This window comes from Microbacterium sp. MTN4-26, from assembly GCF_042846595.1.
Taxonomy (GTDB): domain Bacteria; phylum Actinomycetota; class Actinomycetes; order Actinomycetales; family Microbacteriaceae; genus Microbacterium; species Microbacterium luteum.
The window spans coordinates 1-17,002 of the sequence record NZ_BTGO01000029.1; the positions used below are offsets into that span (position 1 = coordinate 1).

The window sequence follows — 17,002 nt, forward strand, 5'->3', positions numbered from 1 at the left end:
CGTGTATCCGTCCTCTGGTGGCGGGATCTCCTCCTCAGGGACCGAACCCGGCCCGCCGTGGGTGATGCGACCGCGTCCTGGTCGATTGGCGTTCGCTCACAGGTTTCTGCCAGGTTGGAAGGACCCGATGACGACCTTCCCCCCGGAGAACTGTGTTTCGAGCTGCCCGCAGCGTCGCGCTCGCCGCTGCCCTCATCGTCCTTGCCGGCGCCGCGCCTGTCGCGTCGTCTGCCGCCGACGCGGCGGAGGAGGAGACGCTTCCGCCGCCTTCTCTCGCCGACCAGCTGGCCGACGCCGCGCAGGCCGGAGCGAGCGGAGCCGAAGAACTGGCCGACGCCGTCGGTCTGCCCGCGACCGGGCCGGGCAGTCTGCAGGTGGACGACGAGGGGCGGGTCTCGACGACGCTGACGTTCGCCACGCGCCCGAGCGCTGAACAGATCGACGCGGTGCGGCAGCTCGCGCGGGTCGATCGCGTGTACCGTCTCAGCCCGTCGGTCGCCGTCGCTGTGTCACCCGCTCAGCTGTCGGCACTGGCCGCGCTCCCTGGCGTGGTGGCGGTCGCGCCCGACCTGCGTGCGGCCGTCGGCACGTCATCGTCGTCCGCCGCCGCGCGACCCGCGACCGCGGCCGCCGAGAGCTGCCGCAGCGTCCCGGTCGACGCCGACGAGCCGCTGAAGACGGCCCTCGCGCGCGACGCCTTCGACGTCGATGGCAGCGGCGTGACGATCGGCATCCTGTCCGATTCGTACGTCACCTCTGCCACGGCGACCACCACCCCCGCGGAGGACGTTTCGGCCGGCGTGCTCCCCGGACCCGGCAACCCGTGCGGATACGACACGCCCGTCGAGGTTCTCGCAGACCACCCGGGCGGCAGCGACGAGGGACGCGGGATGGCGCAGATCGTGCACGGCATCGCGCCCGGGGCGCGCATCCTGTTCGCGTCCGGGTTCGGCGGGATGATCGACATGGCCGAGAACATCCTCGCGCTCGCCGACGCGGGCGCGGACATCATCGTCGACGACATCAGCTATGTCACCGAACCCCACTTCCAGCAGGGAATCGTCTCGTCGGCCATCGAGATGGTCAAGGCGGACGGTGTGGCGTACTACACCTCGGCGGGCAATGCGAACGCCGTCGGCGCGGACGGCACACCGAGTGAGGGCCTTCCCATCGCCGGATGGCAGGCGCCCGAGTACCGCGGCGTGGCCTGCCCGGAGTGGGTGTGGGTGCCTGAGGAGGTCGTCGCCTACGACTGTCTCGACTTCGACCCGGGAGACGGCGTCGACCCCGTGCAGAGCGTCGGACTGCTCGCGACGCCGTCGGCGCCGACCTTCGCCCTCGGCTGGGGGGAGCCGCAGGGCGCGGTCGCATCCCACTTCTCGCTGCAGCTGTACTCGGATGACCCCGTGCCCGCCCTCGTCGCGGCGGGCGTCACACCGGACCCGCAGGTGCCGATGGAGATGCTGACGGTCAGCCCCGTGCCGACGGACGGGGAGTACGGCTTCGTCGTCGTGCGCGATCTCACCGGTGACGTCGCCCCGCCACCTGCCGTCTGGATCGGCACCTTCGGAAACGGCACGGCGCTCGCGTGGCGCGAATACGACCGCGATGCCGGCGGTGACCTCGTCGGAGCTGTCATCAACGGCCACAACGGGGACGGCTCCGGCGTGAGCGTCGCCGCCGCGGCGTGGGACTACCCGTGGGAGCCGGAGTCCTTCAGCTCGCCCGGGCCGGGCACCATCCTCTTCGAGCCCTACGACCCCTACGGGCCGCCGTCCGCGGCCTACTCCGAGCCGATCACCGTGGCCGCACCGCAGATCACCGGGGTCGACGGGGAGCGGACGAGCTTCTTCGAATCGCCCTTCGACGAGGACGGCGAGGTGGTCTACCGCTTCTACGGCACGTCGGCCGCCGCCCCGAGCGTCGCCGCGGTGCACGCCCTCGCCCTCGAGTACGCTCCCGGCGCCTCTCCGGCCGACATCCTGACGGCGACCGAGGCCACGGCGGCCGAGATGAACAATCCCTACTGGCGAGTGATGCCCGACGCGCACGTCTACGGCGCCGGACTCGCTGACGCCCACGCCCTGCTGGCAGCTCTGCCCGACCCGACACCGACGCCCGAGCCGACACCGACGCCCGAGCCGACCTCGCCGGAGCCGACGCCCGAGCCGACGTCGTCGCAGACCGCCGCGCCCTCGCCTGCGGCGGCGTCAGCCGAGCCGGCACGGCTCGCGGCCTCCGGATCGACCCCACCGCTGTCGGCGGCTTTCCTGGCTGCCCTCCTGATCGCCGGCGGTGTCGCGATCACGTGGACTCGACGCACGAGGCGTCGCCGATCGCCCTGACCCGGCGTGTTCCGCCCGCGGCGTTCGGTACCGGGCGGGGCGCCAGGCGGCGCAGATTACGATGGAGCCCATGTGTGGAATCGTCGGATACGTGGGCCCGCGGCAGAGCCAGGCCATCCTCTTGGCAGGCCTGTCGCGACTGGAGTACCGCGGATACGACTCCGCCGGCATCGCCGTGATCGACGGCGCCGGTGCGCTCGACATGCGCAAGCGCGCCGGCAAGCTGCAAGTGCTGCGAGACGACCTCGTCGGGCACCCGATGACCGACGGCACCACGGGCATCGGCCACACCCGGTGGGCGACCCACGGCGGTCCCACCGACCAGAACGCGCATCCGCATCTCGCCGACGACGACAAGCTCGCCGTCATCCACAACGGGATCATCGAGAACTTCGGCGAGCTCCGCGCCGAACTCGACGGGCATCCGTTCCGGAGCGAGACCGACACCGAGGTCGCCGCCGTGCTGCTCGGCCGCGCCTATGCCGCGAACGGCGGAGACCTCGTCGCCGCGTTCCGCACGGTCGTCGCCCGCCTCGAGGGGGCCTTCACCCTGCTCGCGATGCACCAGGACCATCCCGGCCTCGTCGTCGGCGCGCGCCGCAACTCGCCGCTGGTGATCGGCCTCGGCGAGGGGGAGAACTTCCTCGGCTCCGACGTCGCCGCTTTCGTCGAGCACACGCGCGACGCCCTCGCGATCGGCCAGGACCAGATCGTCGCGATCACCCCGGCCGGCGTGGAGGTGACCGACTTCTTCGGCGCCCCCGTGGAGGTCGAGCCGTTCGAGGTGACGTGGGATGCGAACGCCGCCGACAAGGGCGGTTGGTCGTCGTTCATGGCCAAGGAGGTCTCCGAGGAGCCCGAGGCGGTCGCGAACACGCTCCGCGGGCGGATCCGCGACGGTGTCGTCGCCATCCCCGAGCTGGAGGGACTCGACGACCTCTTCGAGGACATCTCCCGCGTGATCGTCGTCGCCTGCGGCACCGCCTCCTATGCGGGCATGGTCGCGAAGTACGCCATCGAGCAGTGGGCGCGCGTGCCGGTCGACGTCGAGCTCGCCCACGAGTTCCGCTACCGCGATCCGGTCATCGGCCCCGACACCCTCGTCGTGTCGATCAGCCAGTCGGGCGAGACGATGGACACGCTCATGGCGGTGAAGTTCGCCCGCGAGCGCGGCGCGAAGACCCTGTCGATCTGCAACACGCAGGGCGCCACCATCCCGCGGGAATCCGACGCGATCGTCTACACGCACGCGGGACCGGAGGTCGCGGTGGCCTCGACGAAGGCTTTCGTCGCCCAGATCACCGCCCTCTATCTGCTTGCCCTCCACATCGGACAGGTGCGCGGTGCGATCTCCGCCGATGAGGTCGCCGCGCAGATCGAGGAGTTCGAGGCCGTTCCCGGCAAGATCCGTCGCATCCTCGAGACGGAGCAGGAGCGCATCGAGCAGTTCGCGTACTGGATGGCCGACACCCGATCGGTGCTCTTCCTCGGCCGCCATGTCGGCTACCCGATCGCGCTCGAGGGGGCGCTGAAGCTCAAGGAGCTCGCCTACATCCACGCCGAGGGTTTCGCCGCCGGGGAGCTCAAGCATGGCCCGATCGCCCTCATCGAGCCCGGTCAGCCGGTGTTCGTGCTCGTGCCGTCGCCGCGCCACTCGGCGCTCCTGCATGCGAAGGTCGTCTCGAACATCGAGGAGATCCGCGCGCGCGGTGCCCGCGTGATCGCCGTCGCCGAAGAAGGCGACGCGGCCGTGCTGCCGACGGCCGACGAGGTGCTGCGCATCCCCCTCGCCGGGCCCCTGTTCGAGCCGTTGCTGTCGGTCGTGCCGTTGCACATCTTCGCCATGGGCCTGTCGACGGCGAAGGGACTCGACGTCGATCAGCCGCGGAACCTCGCCAAGTCGGTCACCGTGGAGTGAGTGCGCCGCCTGCGGTGAACAACGCAGGAGATCCGCGTCGAATCGGGCAGGACAGGGTCGAATCCGCCCGCGGGGCAACCGATCTCCTGTGTTGTTCACGGCCCGGGCCGGTGCCCGACCCTCGGCAGCGGCCGCGATAGGCTGGCGGGCGTCGTCGGACGCCGCATCGGACGATGGAGGGAGCGCCGCATGATCGTCGGAATCGGCGTGGACCTCGTCGACATCGCCCGTTTCGAGCGAACGATCGCGCGCACGCCACGGCTGCTCGGGCGGCTCTTCTCGCCCGCCGAGCAGGCGCTCAAGCCGCGCTCGCTCGCGGCGCGCTATGCCGCGAAGGAGGCGCTCATCAAGGCCCTCGGTGGGTCGGACGGCGTGCACTGGACCGACATCGAGGTCACGCGCGAGCAATCGGGGCGACCCTGGTTCGCGCTGTCGGGGAGCACCGCGGCCGTCGTCGCCGACCGCGGCATCGGGACCCTGCACCTGTCGATGTCCCACGACGCCGGTTTCGCCGTCGCCTACGTCGTCGCCGACGGTACCGACGCACCCACCGCCGACGCACCCACTACCGACGCACCCACCTCCGACGTGCCCCGTGCCGGCACGCCCGCCGCCGGCGCAGGAGGGGAGGCCGCATGAGAGGCATCCACCACGGCGACATGCGTGAGGCGACGATCGACCTCGACGCGATCACCGCGAATGTGCGGCACCTGCGCGCCCTCACCGGCGTTCCCGTGATCGCCGTGGTGAAGGCGGACGGATACGGCCACGGCGCCCCGCGCGTCGCGGCCGCCGCGCTCGAGGGCGGCGCGTCGCGGCTGGCTGTCGCCGACGTCGACGAAGCCCTCGCTCTGCGCCGCGCCGGGGTGGATGCGCCGCTGCTGGCGTGGCTGCACGCGCCCGGCGCGTCGTTCGCGGGGGCCGCGGCGGCGGGGATCGAGATCGGCGTCTCCCGCATGGACCAGCTCGTCGCGGCAGCGGATGCGGCCGCGGCCGGCCGTCCCACCGCAGTGCACCTGAAGCTCGAGACCGGCCTCGGCCGCAACGGCATCGCCCCCGCCGACTACCGCGTCGTCTTCGCCGAGGCAGCGCGCCTGGAGCGCATCGGACGCGTTCGGGTGGTCGGCGTCTTCAGCCACCTCTCCAATGCGTCGCCCGAAGCGGACCGCGCCGCGCTGGACGTGTTCGAACGGGGTGTCGCCGAGGCCGCGTCCCTCGGCCTCACCCCGCACATCCGCCACCTCGCCGCGACGAATGCGGCCATCGCCCTGCCCGAGACGCGGCTCGACGCCGTGCGCATCGGCATCGGACTCTACGGCTTGTCGCCCTTCGACGACCGCTCCTCGGCCGACCTGGGGCTGCGCCCGGCGATGACGCTGCGCGCCCGCGTCGCGGCGGTGCGCCGGGTGGATGCCGGGCACGGCGTCTCCTACGGCTACGACTACGTCGCCCCGCGCGAGACGACGCTCGCGCTCATCCCGCTCGGCTACGCCGACGGCGTGCCGCGTCAGGCCTCGGGACGGGGGCCGGTGACGATCGGCGGCGCACGGTTCCCCGTGGCCGGCCGCGTCGCGATGGATCAGTTCGTCGTCGACGTCGGAGAGCATCCCGTCGCCGTCGGCGACGAGGCGGTGCTGTTCGGCGACCCGACCCTGGGCGTCCCGTCCGCCGACGAATGGGGCGAGGCGGCCGGAACCATCAACTACGAGATCGTCACGCGCATCGGACGGCGCGTGCCGCGCGTGTACGGGAGCGCCCGGTGACCGGCCTCGACGCGATCGTCGGTGCCCGGGAGCTGACCACGCCGGCCGACATGCACGCGTTCGGTGTCGAGATCGGTCGGATGCTGTCTGCGGGCGACCTCGTGGTGCTCACCGGTCCGCTCGGGGCCGGCAAGACCACACTCACGCGCGGGATCGCCGAGGGGCTCGGCGTGCGGGGACCGGTACAGAGCCCGACCTTCGTGCTCGCCCGCACGCATCCGTCGCTCGTCGGCGGCGCGCCGCTCGTGCACGTGGACGCCTATCGGCTCGGATCCGCTGCGGAGCTCGACGACCTCGACATCGACCTGGACTCCTCGGTGGTGATCGTCGAGTGGGGTCGCGGCATGGTCGACGGCCTGCGCGAGAGCTGGTGGGAGATCGAGCTCGACCGCGAGTGGCACGGCCGGGGCGTCGACACCGCGTGCGGCGTGACCGCGCGCGAGGCCGACCTCGATGCCGACTCACCGCGGATCGCGACCGTCACCCGCCGCCCCTGATCGCCTCGATCGCGTCGAGCACCGCGTCGGGGCGCTCGACGTGCGGGAAGTGTCCCGTGCCGGAGGCGGTGCGCACGCGAAGCTGAGGGATGCGCGCGGCGAGAGCGACATCGTCGCGCGGCGACGCGAACACATCGCGCGGACCTCGGACGACCTGCACGGGACAGCGGACGACGCTCCACGTATCCTCGTCGTAACCCGCGAGCATCCGAGCCGCGCGGGCGAAGGCCGTCGGACGCACCTCGGTGCGGAACGCGGCGACCACGCTCGGGTCCACGCGCGCGGAGAAGAGCGGCCGCGTCAGCAGCGGCAGCAGCCCTGCGGCCGCGACGCCCTCGACGATGGGGGCGCCGCCCGGACCGAACGCGGAGAGCGCCCGCATGACGGCGAGCATCCCCGCGAAGCCGGGCAGCCGCATCCCGCCGCGCAGCGGATGCCGGATCGCGTCGATGACGCTCGCGCCCGTGGGGGCGACGAGAACGACGCCCACGGTCGGACCGGGCGCTCGCGCGGCGAGGTCGAGCGCGACGACGCCGCCGAGCGAGTGACCCGCGACGATCCAGTCGTCGTACCCGAGGGAACGCACGAGGGCGGCGATGGCGTGCGAGACGTCTTCGACGTGCAGCGCGGGATCCAGCTCGCCGCTGTCGCCCCACCCCGGCAGGTCGACGGCGACCACGTTCTCCAGGGTGCGGCCGGTGTCTCGCGCGTACGCGGCGAGCGGGGTCCAGGTCGTCCATGTGCCGGCGGCGCCGTGCAGCAGCACGGTCGCAGTTCCCCCGGTGCGGCGCCCGGCGCGCACGGTGAGATCGCCGACGGCGGTCGGGATCACGACGGTGCGCCATCCTGACCCCGCGGGATCGTCCGAGAGCGGCGGCGTGCCGCCCTCGCGCACGTACCGGGGGAGGTGCATGCGTGTTGTTCGTCGTCGGGGCGCGGATCGGATGGGCGAGCAGGCCACGGCCGGCTCCGATTACGCTGGAAGGCGTGATTCTGGGCATCGACACGTCGATCGGCACCGCGGTGGCGGTGATCGAGCCCGACGGCGTCGTACGCGCCCAACTCGACAGCGGCGACCCGCGCGGGCACGCCGAGGTGATCGGCGATCACGTCGCGCGCGTCCTGGCGGAGTCGGAGATCACGAGCGCCGACGTCACCCATGTCGCCGCGGGTATGGGCCCCGGGCCCTTCACCGGCCTGCGCGTGGGCATCGCCGCCGCCCGCGCCTTCGCGCTCGGCCGCGGCATCCCGCTCATCCCCGTCGTCAGTCACGATGCCGTCGCCCTCGACCGCATGCTGATGGCGGCCATGACCGGCGCCGACGAGGAGCGCTTCGCCGTCGTCACCGACGCCCGCCGTCGCGAGTTCGCGTTCACCGTCTACGAGGGCCTCGACGATGACGGCCTCCCCGTGCGCGTGGCCGATCCGGCTCTCGCGCCGCGCGACGAGCTCGATGCCGCGCTCGCCGCGCACGGCGCCCGCCGACTCGACGCCGGTTCGGTACCCGCCGCGATGCTGGCTCTCGCCGCTGGTCGTGCCGTCGCGGCCGGCCGCCGGATCGCCGCGGACGACGCCCTCTACCTGCGCTCTCCGGATGTCACCGCACCCACCGCGCCCAAGAGGGTGATCGCGTGAGACTGCGCACCGGAGACCTCGACGACCTCGAGGCGATCATGGCGCTCGAGCGGGCGTCGTTCGCCGGCGACGCCTGGAGCGAGACCGCCATGCGGGCAGAGCTGGCCTCCCCCCACAACCACTACGTCGTGGCGGAGCAGGCAGGTCGCCTGATCGGCTACGCGGGGCTGCGCGCCCCGTCGGGCGCGACGGACGCCGACGTGCAGACCATCGCCCTCGACAAGACGTTCCGCGGCCGCGGCCGTGGCCGAATGCTGTTCCGTGCCCTTCTTCACGAGGCGGCGGAGCGCGGCGTGCGCGAGGTCTTCCTCGATGTGCGGGCCGACAATCCGGCCGCCCAGCGCCTCTACGCCTCGGAGGGGTTCATCGAGATCGGCCGCCGCCCGAACTACTACCCGGACGGCAATGTCGACGCCATCGTGATGCGCCTGGACGTGCCCGGATGGGCCGCGTCGCGCGCATCCCTCTCCCCGATGTCGGAGAATCTCGCCGATGTCGGAGAATCCCGGAATAATCCTCCGACATCGGCGCGAATCTCCGACAAACCGGGCTCGGCAGGGGCAGGGGCCGGAGCCGGGGCCGGGGCAGGGGCCGGAGCCGGGGCTGCGGTCGGGGCGGGGACTGCGGCAGAGGCGGGGGCGTGCACGTGAACCGACGCGAGCCGCTGGTGCTCGGCATCGAGACCAGCTGCGACGAGACCGGCATCGGCATCGTGCGCGGCCGCACCCTGCTGTCGAACACGATCGCGTCGTCGATGGATGAGCACGCCCGCTACGGCGGGGTCGTGCCCGAGGTCGCCGCCCGCGCGCACCTCGAGGCGCTGCAGCCGGCCATCGAGGCGGCGCTCGCCGAGGCGCGGGTGTCCCTCGCCGACCTGGATGCGGTGGCCGTCACGAGCGGACCGGGGCTGGCGGGTGCGCTCATGGTCGGGGTCGGCGCGGCCAAGGCGCTCGCGGTATCGCTCGACCGTCCGCTTTACGCCGTCAATCACCTCGTCGGGCACATCGCTGCCGACATCCTGGATGCGGATGCTCCGCCGCTGGAGTACCCCACGGTGGCGCTGCTCGTCTCCGGCGGGCACACGTCGCTGCTGCTGGTACGCGACCTCACCACCGACGTCGAGCTGCTGGGCGAGACCGTCGACGACGCCGCGGGGGAGGCCTTCGACAAGGTCGCGCGTCTGCTCGGCCTGCCCTACCCCGGAGGGCCGGAGATCGACCGCGCCGCCGCGACGGGGGATCCCACTGCCATCCGCTTCCCCCGAGGCCTGTCCCGCGCGAGCGACATGGCGTCGCACCGATACGACTTCTCGTTCTCCGGCCTGAAGACGGCCGTCGCGCGGTGGACGGAGCAGGCCCGTGCCGCCGGGGAGGATGTGCCCGTCGCCGACGTGGCCGCGAGCTTCCGCGAGGCCGTCGTCGACGTGCTCGTGACGAAGGCGCTCGCCGCGTGCGAGGCGTACGGCGTGCCGCGCCTCCTGCTCGGTGGCGGGGTGATCGCGAACCGCCGCCTGCGCGAGGTCGCCCTCGCGCGCGCCGAAGCCGCCGGCGTCGCGGTGCGCATCCCTCCGCTGTCGCTGTGCACCGACAACGGTGCGATGATCGCGGCGCTCGCGAGCGAACTCATCATGTCGGGGCGCCGACCCTCGACTCTCGCGTTCGGCGCCGATTCGACGCTGCCGGTCACCGAGATCCAGGTGGCCGAGCGTCCTGCCGAACGGACGGACGCCGCATGACCCCTGATGCGACCGACGACCCGCAGGGGCAGGATCTCGCCCCCGTCTCCGGAGAGTCACGCATGCCCGGCGAGCACCGGGGCGGCTTCTCGCGGCTGCCCACGGGGCCGCTCGGCATCACCGAGATGTCGGCGCCGACCGATCCGTCCGAGGCGCCGAGCACCGACTCGTGGGCGATGCCCGCGCCGCCGCTGCGCAGCGCGTTCGCGGCCTGGGCGCTCGGCATCGCGATCGCGGGCCTGCTCGCATCGTTCTTCGTCGGATGGGCGTTCCCCCTCGGCCTGATCGCGATCGTCGTCTCGGTCATGGCGTTGCGCCGGCCCACCGAGGACCGCGCGATGGCGGTGTGGGCGATCTGCATCGCCTCGGGGTCGGTCGTCTACAGCGCGGGCTGGCTCGTCTTCGCCGCTTACAGCGCGAACCTGTTCAGCTGATCGCGCCCCCGTCGACCGGGCGTCACACGCGATCTGCGAGGATCGCCCGCCGCGTGTCGCCGACGCGCGTGAGCACGAGCGTCGCTGCCGCGTCGCCGCGCAGCTTGAGCTTGGTCCGCAGCGCCGCCGGGTCCACGTCGACTCCGCGCTTCTTGATCTCCAGTCGGCCGATCGCGCGGGAGCGGAGCTCCCGCGCGAGCGCCTTGGTGTCGCTCGGCAGCTCCTCACGCACGCGGAACGACGAGACGAAGGGGCTCGTGAGCGCCGCATCCGAGGTGAGATAGGCGATCCGCGGATCGAGAGTGCCCGCCTCGAGCGAGCGGGCGACATCGCCGATGAGACGAGCTCGGATGACCGCCCCGTCGGGCTCGTGCAGGTAGGCGCCGAGCTCCCGCGGCGCCGCATCCTCGGCATCGGCGCCGGCGGTGATCTCCCACGCGTGTTCGCCGCGGGTCACGAGCGCGGCTCGGCGCACGCCCGGCCGTGCGAGCTCTCGAGTCCACAGCACCAACTCCACCGTCGACCCGTCGGCGCTGACCCACTGCGCCTCGACGTCGTCGGGGATGCGGTCCCGGTCCAGTCCCGGTCCGAGCTTCACACCCACCGGTCGTCTGCGGGCGATGTCGAACACCCAGTCCAGCGACGGCGACCATTCGTCGGCGTTCGTGCGGGAGGTCTCTCCTCGGCCGGGCGTGCGGCGGGCAGGGTCGAGCCAGATGCCGTCGGCGCGCGTGAGGTCGGATGCTTCGGCGCGGCTGTGCGCGACGGTGACGGCGTCGCCGAACGAAGCGAGGTTGTAGGCGGCGATCGCCGCGGTGATCTCATCCGCGTCCACCGCGTCGACCGACAGGCCGAGCCCGGCGAACCCGAGCGCGTCACCGCCGATGCCGCACCCCAGGTCGGCGACGCGCGTCAGGCCCCCGGCTCGAAACCGCCCGGCGTGCAGCGACGCGATCGACATGCGCGTGGCCTGTTCCAGGCCCGCGCGCGTGAACAGCATGCGCTGGGCGAGGTCGCCGAACTTCGCTTCGGCCTTCGTGCGCAGCCGCGCCTGACCCACGAGCGCCGACACGAGGTCGGGGGAGTGGCCGGCCGCGCGCAGGGCGGACACCTGCCGCGCGACGTCGTCGGAGGTGCGCACCGCGGGCATCCCGGCGAGCATCCGCAGCCCGTCGGCGGTGAGCAGGGCAGTCAGTTCCGACGATTCCATTCGATCCAGCGTAGGTGCTCGTTCGCCGCGCCCCGAGCGGGCCGATCCCGGACGCGGAAGCCCCCGAACCCCGGACGTGAACCCCGAACCCCGAATCAGACCCCTAGGGGATCCCCGGAAGTCTCCGGGGGTATCCCGGATGTCGTGACGCGCGATCGGACGGACTATTGATCCGCAAGGCCGCCGAAGGCTTCATCGAAGGGACTGGGACAATGGCTACTGGGAACGACTTCAACGACGGAATCATCGTCGACGACACGCTCAACGACAACAACGTCGGCGTCAACGAGAACGAGATCCTGTCGAACAACACCGACAACTCCGACAACTCGACCAACGACTCGGGTAATTCGTCGACCGACGGGAACTTCTCGGACAATTTCTCCGGGAACACCGACAACTCGGACAACTCGACGAACACCGCGGTCCTGACCGACGCGTCCGACAACTCGGACAACTCCATCAACGACTCGGGTAATTCGTCGACCGACGGGAACTTCTCGGACAACTTCTCCGGGAACACCGACAACTCGGACAACTCCGACAACTCGGACAACTCCGACAACTCGGACAACTCCGTGGATGTGGACGTCGCCGTCGACGCCCGTGACCAGTCGGACAACTCCACCAACGATTCCTTCAACGACGAGGACTCGTACAACGACTACGAGGATTCCTACAACAAGGACTCCTACAACGACACCGACATCGACATCGACAACTCGACGAACCTCGACGACGACTCGGTGACGGTTGGCGTGCGCCAGTACAACACCGGCTTCGGTGACCTCCACGTCGGCGGCCTCGCCGGCGCGGGCGCCGCTGCTGCGGCCGCCGGCTCGCTGCACCTCGAGATCGACAATCGTGCGACGCAGGTCGACCAGTCGGTCAACCAGGCGATCAGCGCCGGCGGGAACGTCACCCAGGGCTTCGCCAACGGGGCCGTCGTCAACACCGGCGACTGGGGGGCCGCTGCGGGCGACGACGCTTCGGTGTCGAACACTGAGACGACGATCTCCACTGGCGACATCCTGATCGGGAACACGACGGTCGAGACCCACGTCGCCGACTCGTTCAACGACTCCTCCACCAACACGTGGACCGAGTACGAGCTCGAGATCGACGACTCGTTCAACGACTTCTCGGACCACACCGATGTCGAGGTAAAGATCGAGGACTCGTTCAACGAGTTCGACTCCGACGTCGACAACGACTGGGAGTGGGAGAACAACGGCAACATCTTCTCCGACGGCTCGGCCGTCATCGACGACATCGACATCTGATCATCGTCTGACACGAACTTCGCCCGGTCGCCTCTCGAGGCGGCCGGGCGAGGTGCGTCACGGCCCCGATCCGCCCTATCCCTGTCCGGCGGATCGGGATAGCGTGGGCCCGGGGACAGTTTTCAAGGGGGAATGCGTGAGCGACGACATCGCCAAGCGAGACGATCAGACCGCCAACGAGCCGACGATGGTGTCGCCGCAGACCGGAAGGCAGCTGGTCGCGCTCGTCGACAATGTCGAGTCGCTCGCGGCCGCCACCGGTCGTGCCGATCTGGCCGAGCGGCTGGACAACACCCGCAAGCGGCTGCAGGACCCGAACGTGCGGGTCATCGTGGTCGGGGAGTTCAAGAAGGGCAAGAGCAAGCTCATCAACGCCCTCGTCAACGCCCCGGTGTGCCCCGTGGACGACGATGTGGCCACGAGCGTCCCCACCGCGGTGGGTTTCGCCGAGACGCCCCGGGCATGGGTCGTGCAGCAGAAGGGCGACCAGCCGGGCGTCGTCGAGCAGATCGACATCCCTCTCGAAGCGCTCGCCGACTACGTCTCCGAGCGCGGCAACCCCAGCAACGAGCAGAAGCTGCTGTCGGCCGAGGTCGTTCTGCCCCGCGAATTGCTGCGCGGCGGGCTGCGGCTGGTCGACTCGCCGGGCGTCGGCGGGCTCGACTCCACCAACGCGCTGACCACGCTTGCGGCGCTGTCGTCGGCGCATGCCGTGCTGCTCGTGTCGGATGCGTCGCAGGAGTACACCGAGCCCGAGGTGCAGTTCCTGCGCCACGCCATGCGCGTGTCGCCGAACGTGGCGGCGGTGCTGTCGAAGACGGACCTCTACCCGCAGTGGCGCGACATCGAGCGCATCGACCGCTCGCACCTGGGCGACGTCGGCGAGGTGCCGATCTTCTCCGTCTCCAGCGATCTGCGGCTGCTCGCCGCCGAGCACCACGATCGCGAACTGAACGACGAATCGGGTTTCCCTCAGCTCGTCCACCATCTTCGCGGCGAAGTCCTGGCACATGCCGAAGTGGTTCATGCCCGGAGCGCGGTCCACGACGTCGTGTCGGTCGTGGACCAGATGGAGGTCTCGCTCACCTCCGAGCTGAACGCCATCCTGCATCCCGAGGACACCCCGCGCATGATCGCGCAGCTCGAAGACGCCAAGGCGCGGGCCGACGAGTTCCGGGGACGCTCGTCCAAGTGGCAGACGACCCTGAACGACGGCGTCGCCGACCTCATCTCCGACATGGAGCACGATCTGCGCGACCGCCTGCGGCGGGTGCAGCGCGAGGCGGAGGCATCCATCGACGAGGGCGATCCGGGCCCGATCTGGGAGCAGATCACCGAGTGGATCGATCAGCGCATCAACGCGGCGGTGTCGGAGACGTTCGTGTGGACCGACGAGCGCTCGCGCTGGCTGTGCGAAGAGGTCGCGGAGCAGTTCTTCGAGGGACAGACCGAGATTCCGCTGTTCGCTGTCGGCGACACCGAGGGCGTGCTCGATCCCGTCGACCGGATCGCCGGCGTCGACTCCGGTCAGATGGGTGCGGCCGAGAAGATCTTCATCGGCGTGCGCGGTTCCTACGGCGGCGTGCTCATGGTCGGTCTCGCGACCGGCCTCATCGGACTGTCGCTCATCAACCCGCTGTCGCTCCTGGCCGGTGTGCTCGTGGGCCGCCGCGCCTACCGAGAAGACATGACCAACCGGCTCGCGCGCCGTCGCTTCGAGGCAAAGACGGTCGTGCGCCGCCACATCGAAGAGGTCATCTTCCAGGTCGGCAAGCAGCTCAGGGACCGTCTGCGCCTCGTGCAGCGTGCGGCGCGCGACCACTTCGGCGGCATGGCCGACGAACTGCACCGCTCGCTCGGTGAAGCGGTGCTGGCCGCCAAGCAGGCCGCTTCGACGTACGCCAGCGGCCGGGACAATCGGGTCAGGGAGCTGCAGACGCAGATCCAGCAGCTCGAAACGCTCAAGCGGAAGATCCCCGCGATCGCGCCCGTCAGGCAGCTCGAGGCGGCGCGCTCGTGAGCACGCCGTTGCGCGACGACGCCGCGCGGCTGCTCGACACCGCGCGGGCCCGCTACGCCGACGACGCCGAGGCGACCGCGCGCCTGGACGAGTTGAGCCGTCGCCTGCACGAGCCGCTGCGTCTGGCGCTGGCGGGCATGGTCAAGGCCGGCAAGTCCACCCTCCTGAACGCGATGCTGGGGGAGCGGATCGCTCCCACCGACGCCGGCGAGTGCACGCGCGTGGTCACCTGGTACCGGTATGCCGCGACCCCCTCGGTCACCCTCCATCGCCGCGACGGCGAGCAGCAGCGCCTGCCGATCCGTCGCGAGCGAGGGCGCCTGATCTTCGACCTCGGCGAGACCTCGGCCGACGATGTCGACTGGATCGACGTCGGCTGGCCCTCGAGCGGGCTCCGGTCGCTCATCCTCATCGACACTCCTGGCATCGCCTCGCTGTCGCAAGACGTCTCGGCGCGCTCGACGACGTTCCTCGTGCCCGAGGCGAGGCCCTCGGCGGCCGACGCGATCATCTATCTGATGCGGCACCTGCATGCCTCGGACATGAAGTTCCTCGAGTCCTTCCGTGACACGGCGGCCGGTCAGTCTCAGACGGTGAACGCGGTCGCGGTCCTCTCGCGCGCCGACGAGATCGGCTCCGGCCGCATCGACTCGATCCTCTCCGCGAACAAGGTCGCCCGGCGCTACGAACTCGACGGGGAGCTCGCCTCGCTCGCCCTGGGCGTCATCCCCGTCGCGGGGCTGCTCGCCGAGAGCGCCCGCACCCTTCGCGAAGACGAGTATGCGGCCTTCAAGGAACTCGCCGCCCTCCCGCGCGAGGATCGGGAGAAGCTGCTCATCTCGGCGGACCGCTTCGTGCGGCCCTCGCCGGCGACGACCCTCACCGAAGCGGCCCGCCGCGCTCTCCTCGCCCGGTTCGGCATCTTCGGCGTGCGCCTGGCGACCGCGCTGCTGCGCCGATCCACGCCGACTTCGACCGACTTCGCCGAGATGCTCGTGCAGCAGAGTGGTCTGAACGAGTTGCAGCAGTTCGTCCGCGAGCAGTTCCGCACGCGCGCAGCAACGCTGAAGATCCGGGGCGTGCTCGACGGCCTGGAACGCGTGCTCGCGGATTTCCCCCGAGACGACGTCGACGAGGTGCGTGGGGGCATCGAACGCATCCGCGCCACCGCTCACAGCCTGCGTGAGCTCTCGGCGCTCGCGCGGGCGCGCGCCGACGGGCTGCCGCTGGCACCGAGCGACGCCGCCGAGGCGGAGCGGATCATCGGTGGCAAGGGGACCGGCCCGACGGTACGGCTGGGTGTCGGCGATGACGCCACCGACGAGGAGATGCGGGCCGAGGTCGACCGGCTGCTGGACCGGTGGCGCGCGCTCGGCCAGTCGCCGTTGACCGAACGCAGCGCCGTCGAGGTCTGTCGCGTGGTGACCCGCAGCCTGGAGGAGATCGCCTCAGTACTCCCCGCTGTCGCCGGAACGCCGCACGTCGTGCTTGCGGGCGGTCCAGGAGAGGGCGCCGCGTAGCGTGCTGAGCAGCAGCGCCAGCACGGCGAATCCGGCTTCGCCGATGAAGAGCTGACGCAGCATCGAACCGTACTCGCCGCCCCCCACGAGCTCGAGCGCGATGAGGAAGGCGACCACCTGCATGATGACGGTCGCGAACTGCCACCAGCGCGCTCCGGGCTTGCGGCTGGAGAACGACACGAGCAGCACGATCTGCATGAGCACGAGTGCGACGATGATCGCGAACACCGACCAGTAGACGATGTCGGCCGCGGCCTCGTATGTCTCCGTCGTGCGGTCTGCGCTGACCGCTTCGATGGCCTCGATGATCAGCGGGAGCTGGTCCTCGCGGATGACGAAGTAGAAGACCACGGTGACGGCGCCGAAAGCGAGGCTCAGGACCCACAGGAACTGACTCAGGCGAACTGAGAACGGCGGCGGTGCCTTCGTGAGGACCGGAGCGCTGTTGCCGCTGGAGAGCGTGGGGCGCTCCGGTGCGTTCCGTGGGGGCTTCGGCGGCGCGGAACGCGGGGCAGACGCCGGCTGCTGCTGCGCCGGCGCGGGTAGCGGAGGGCGCGGCGGGATCTCCTGGCGGGCGGGTGACGTCGATGTCTGCGACACGGTGGGCTCCGGTTTCCGAGATACCTCACCCGCCCGCCGTGA

At 71.0% G+C, this 17,002-nt stretch carries 15 protein-coding genes; 12 read left to right on the forward strand and 3 right to left on the reverse strand.

Annotated elements, in window-relative coordinates; all coding sequences use genetic code 11:
* Window positions 1-152 precede the first annotated feature (152 nt).
* The 5 genes from ACGG9C_RS16470 (at window position 153) to tsaE (ending at window position 6,523) form a co-directional block, all read left to right on the forward strand.
* Window positions 153-2,345, forward strand: coding sequence for a S8 family serine peptidase (locus ACGG9C_RS16470; RefSeq protein WP_390178912.1), 2,193 nt, complete (start codon window positions 153-155; stop codon window positions 2,343-2,345).
* 70 nt (window positions 2,346-2,415) lie between these two features.
* Entirely contained in the window at window positions 2,416-4,263 is a 1,848-nt protein-coding gene (gene glmS, locus ACGG9C_RS16475; RefSeq protein WP_071045575.1) for a glutamine--fructose-6-phosphate transaminase (isomerizing), read from the forward strand.
* Between the two features lie 189 nt (window positions 4,264-4,452).
* Entirely contained in the window at window positions 4,453-4,902 is a 450-nt protein-coding gene (locus ACGG9C_RS16480; protein ID WP_390178913.1) for a holo-ACP synthase, read from the forward strand.
* A complete protein-coding gene (alr, locus tag ACGG9C_RS16485; protein WP_390178914.1) occupies window positions 4,899-6,026 on the forward strand; it encodes an alanine racemase in 1,128 nt (375 codons plus the stop codon). Before ACGG9C_RS16480 ends, alr begins: the two co-directional genes overlap by 4 nt.
* A 50-nt stretch (window positions 6,027-6,076) precedes the next feature.
* A complete protein-coding gene (gene tsaE, locus ACGG9C_RS16490; RefSeq protein WP_228481108.1) occupies window positions 6,077-6,523 on the forward strand; it encodes a tRNA (adenosine(37)-N6)-threonylcarbamoyltransferase complex ATPase subunit type 1 TsaE in 447 nt (148 codons plus the stop codon).
* Here tsaE and ACGG9C_RS16495 read toward each other — a convergent pair.
* Window positions 6,507-7,436, reverse strand: coding sequence for an alpha/beta fold hydrolase (locus tag ACGG9C_RS16495; RefSeq protein WP_390178915.1), 930 nt, complete (start codon window positions 7,434-7,436; stop codon window positions 6,507-6,509). The two genes, tsaE and ACGG9C_RS16495, sit on opposite strands and share 17 nt — an antisense overlap.
* Before the next feature lie 74 nt (window positions 7,437-7,510).
* On the opposite strand from ACGG9C_RS16495, the gene tsaB reads away from it, so the two are divergent.
* From tsaB to ACGG9C_RS16515, 4 genes are read left to right on the forward strand one after another with little or no spacing between them, the layout of a single operon-like run.
* Window positions 7,511-8,158 (forward strand): tRNA (adenosine(37)-N6)-threonylcarbamoyltransferase complex dimerization subunit type 1 TsaB, encoded by a 648-nt coding sequence (tsaB, locus tag ACGG9C_RS16500; protein ID WP_194383657.1) that lies wholly within the window; start codon window positions 7,511-7,513, stop codon window positions 8,156-8,158.
* The gene (rimI, locus tag ACGG9C_RS16505; protein WP_390178916.1) at window positions 8,155-8,808 is read left to right on the forward strand and encodes a ribosomal protein S18-alanine N-acetyltransferase; all 654 of its coding nucleotides are present in this window, start codon (window positions 8,155-8,157) and stop codon (window positions 8,806-8,808) included. Before tsaB ends, rimI begins: the two co-directional genes overlap by 4 nt.
* Window positions 8,805-9,893, forward strand: coding sequence for a tRNA (adenosine(37)-N6)-threonylcarbamoyltransferase complex transferase subunit TsaD (gene tsaD / locus ACGG9C_RS16510; protein ID WP_194385565.1), 1,089 nt, complete (start codon window positions 8,805-8,807; stop codon window positions 9,891-9,893). Before rimI ends, tsaD begins: the two co-directional genes overlap by 4 nt.
* A complete protein-coding gene (locus ACGG9C_RS16515) occupies window positions 9,890-10,327 on the forward strand; it encodes a hypothetical protein (RefSeq protein ID WP_194383656.1) in 438 nt (145 codons plus the stop codon). Before tsaD ends, ACGG9C_RS16515 begins: the two co-directional genes overlap by 4 nt.
* 22 nt (window positions 10,328-10,349) lie before the next feature.
* On the opposite strand, the gene ACGG9C_RS16520 is transcribed toward ACGG9C_RS16515, so the two are convergent.
* Window positions 10,350-11,537 carry an SAM-dependent methyltransferase gene (locus ACGG9C_RS16520; RefSeq protein WP_390178917.1) on the reverse strand — a complete coding sequence of 396 codons (1,188 nt, stop codon included), beginning with the start codon at window positions 11,535-11,537 and terminating at the stop codon, window positions 10,350-10,352.
* A gap of 212 nt (window positions 11,538-11,749) precedes the next feature.
* Here ACGG9C_RS16520 and ACGG9C_RS16525 point away from each other — a divergent pair, with 212 nt between their 5' ends.
* From ACGG9C_RS16525 to ACGG9C_RS16535, 3 genes are all read left to right on the forward strand, one after another.
* A complete protein-coding gene (locus ACGG9C_RS16525) occupies window positions 11,750-12,820 on the forward strand; it encodes a hypothetical protein (RefSeq protein ID WP_194383654.1) in 1,071 nt (356 codons plus the stop codon).
* 136 nt (window positions 12,821-12,956) lie between these two features.
* The gene (locus tag ACGG9C_RS16530; protein WP_288419976.1) at window positions 12,957-14,840 is read left to right on the forward strand and encodes a dynamin family protein; all 1,884 of its coding nucleotides are present in this window, start codon (window positions 12,957-12,959) and stop codon (window positions 14,838-14,840) included.
* Window positions 14,837-16,360 carry a dynamin family protein gene (locus ACGG9C_RS16535; protein ID WP_194383653.1) on the forward strand — a complete coding sequence of 508 codons (1,524 nt, stop codon included), beginning with the start codon at window positions 14,837-14,839 and terminating at the stop codon, window positions 16,358-16,360. The genes ACGG9C_RS16530 and ACGG9C_RS16535 overlap by 4 nt, the downstream gene beginning before the upstream one ends.
* Here ACGG9C_RS16535 and ACGG9C_RS16540 read toward each other — a convergent pair.
* Window positions 16,289-16,960 (reverse strand): hypothetical protein, encoded by a 672-nt coding sequence (locus ACGG9C_RS16540; RefSeq protein WP_071046024.1) that lies wholly within the window; start codon window positions 16,958-16,960, stop codon window positions 16,289-16,291. The two genes, ACGG9C_RS16535 and ACGG9C_RS16540, sit on opposite strands and share 72 nt — an antisense overlap.
* Between the last annotated feature and the right edge of the window lie 42 nt (window positions 16,961-17,002).

Coding starts and splice junctions, on each gene's coding strand:
- alr (WP_390178914.1), top strand. CDS start 4,899: ATGAGAGGCATCCACCACGGCGACATGCGTGAGGCGACGATCGACCTC.
- glmS (WP_071045575.1), top strand. CDS start 2,416: ATGTGTGGAATCGTCGGATACGTGGGCCCGCGGCAGAGCCAGGCCATC.
- tsaE (WP_228481108.1), top strand. CDS start 6,077: ATGCACGCGTTCGGTGTCGAGATCGGTCGGATGCTGTCTGCGGGCGAC.
- ACGG9C_RS16520 (WP_390178917.1), bottom strand. CDS start 11,537: ATGGAATCGTCGGAACTGACTGCCCTGCTCACCGCCGACGGGCTGCGG.
- ACGG9C_RS16480 (WP_390178913.1), top strand. CDS start 4,453: ATGATCGTCGGAATCGGCGTGGACCTCGTCGACATCGCCCGTTTCGAG.
- ACGG9C_RS16515 (WP_194383656.1), top strand. CDS start 9,890: ATGACCCCTGATGCGACCGACGACCCGCAGGGGCAGGATCTCGCCCCC.
- ACGG9C_RS16495 (WP_390178915.1), bottom strand. CDS start 7,436: ATGCACCTCCCCCGGTACGTGCGCGAGGGCGGCACGCCGCCGCTCTCG.
- ACGG9C_RS16525 (WP_194383654.1), top strand. CDS start 11,750: ATGGCTACTGGGAACGACTTCAACGACGGAATCATCGTCGACGACACG.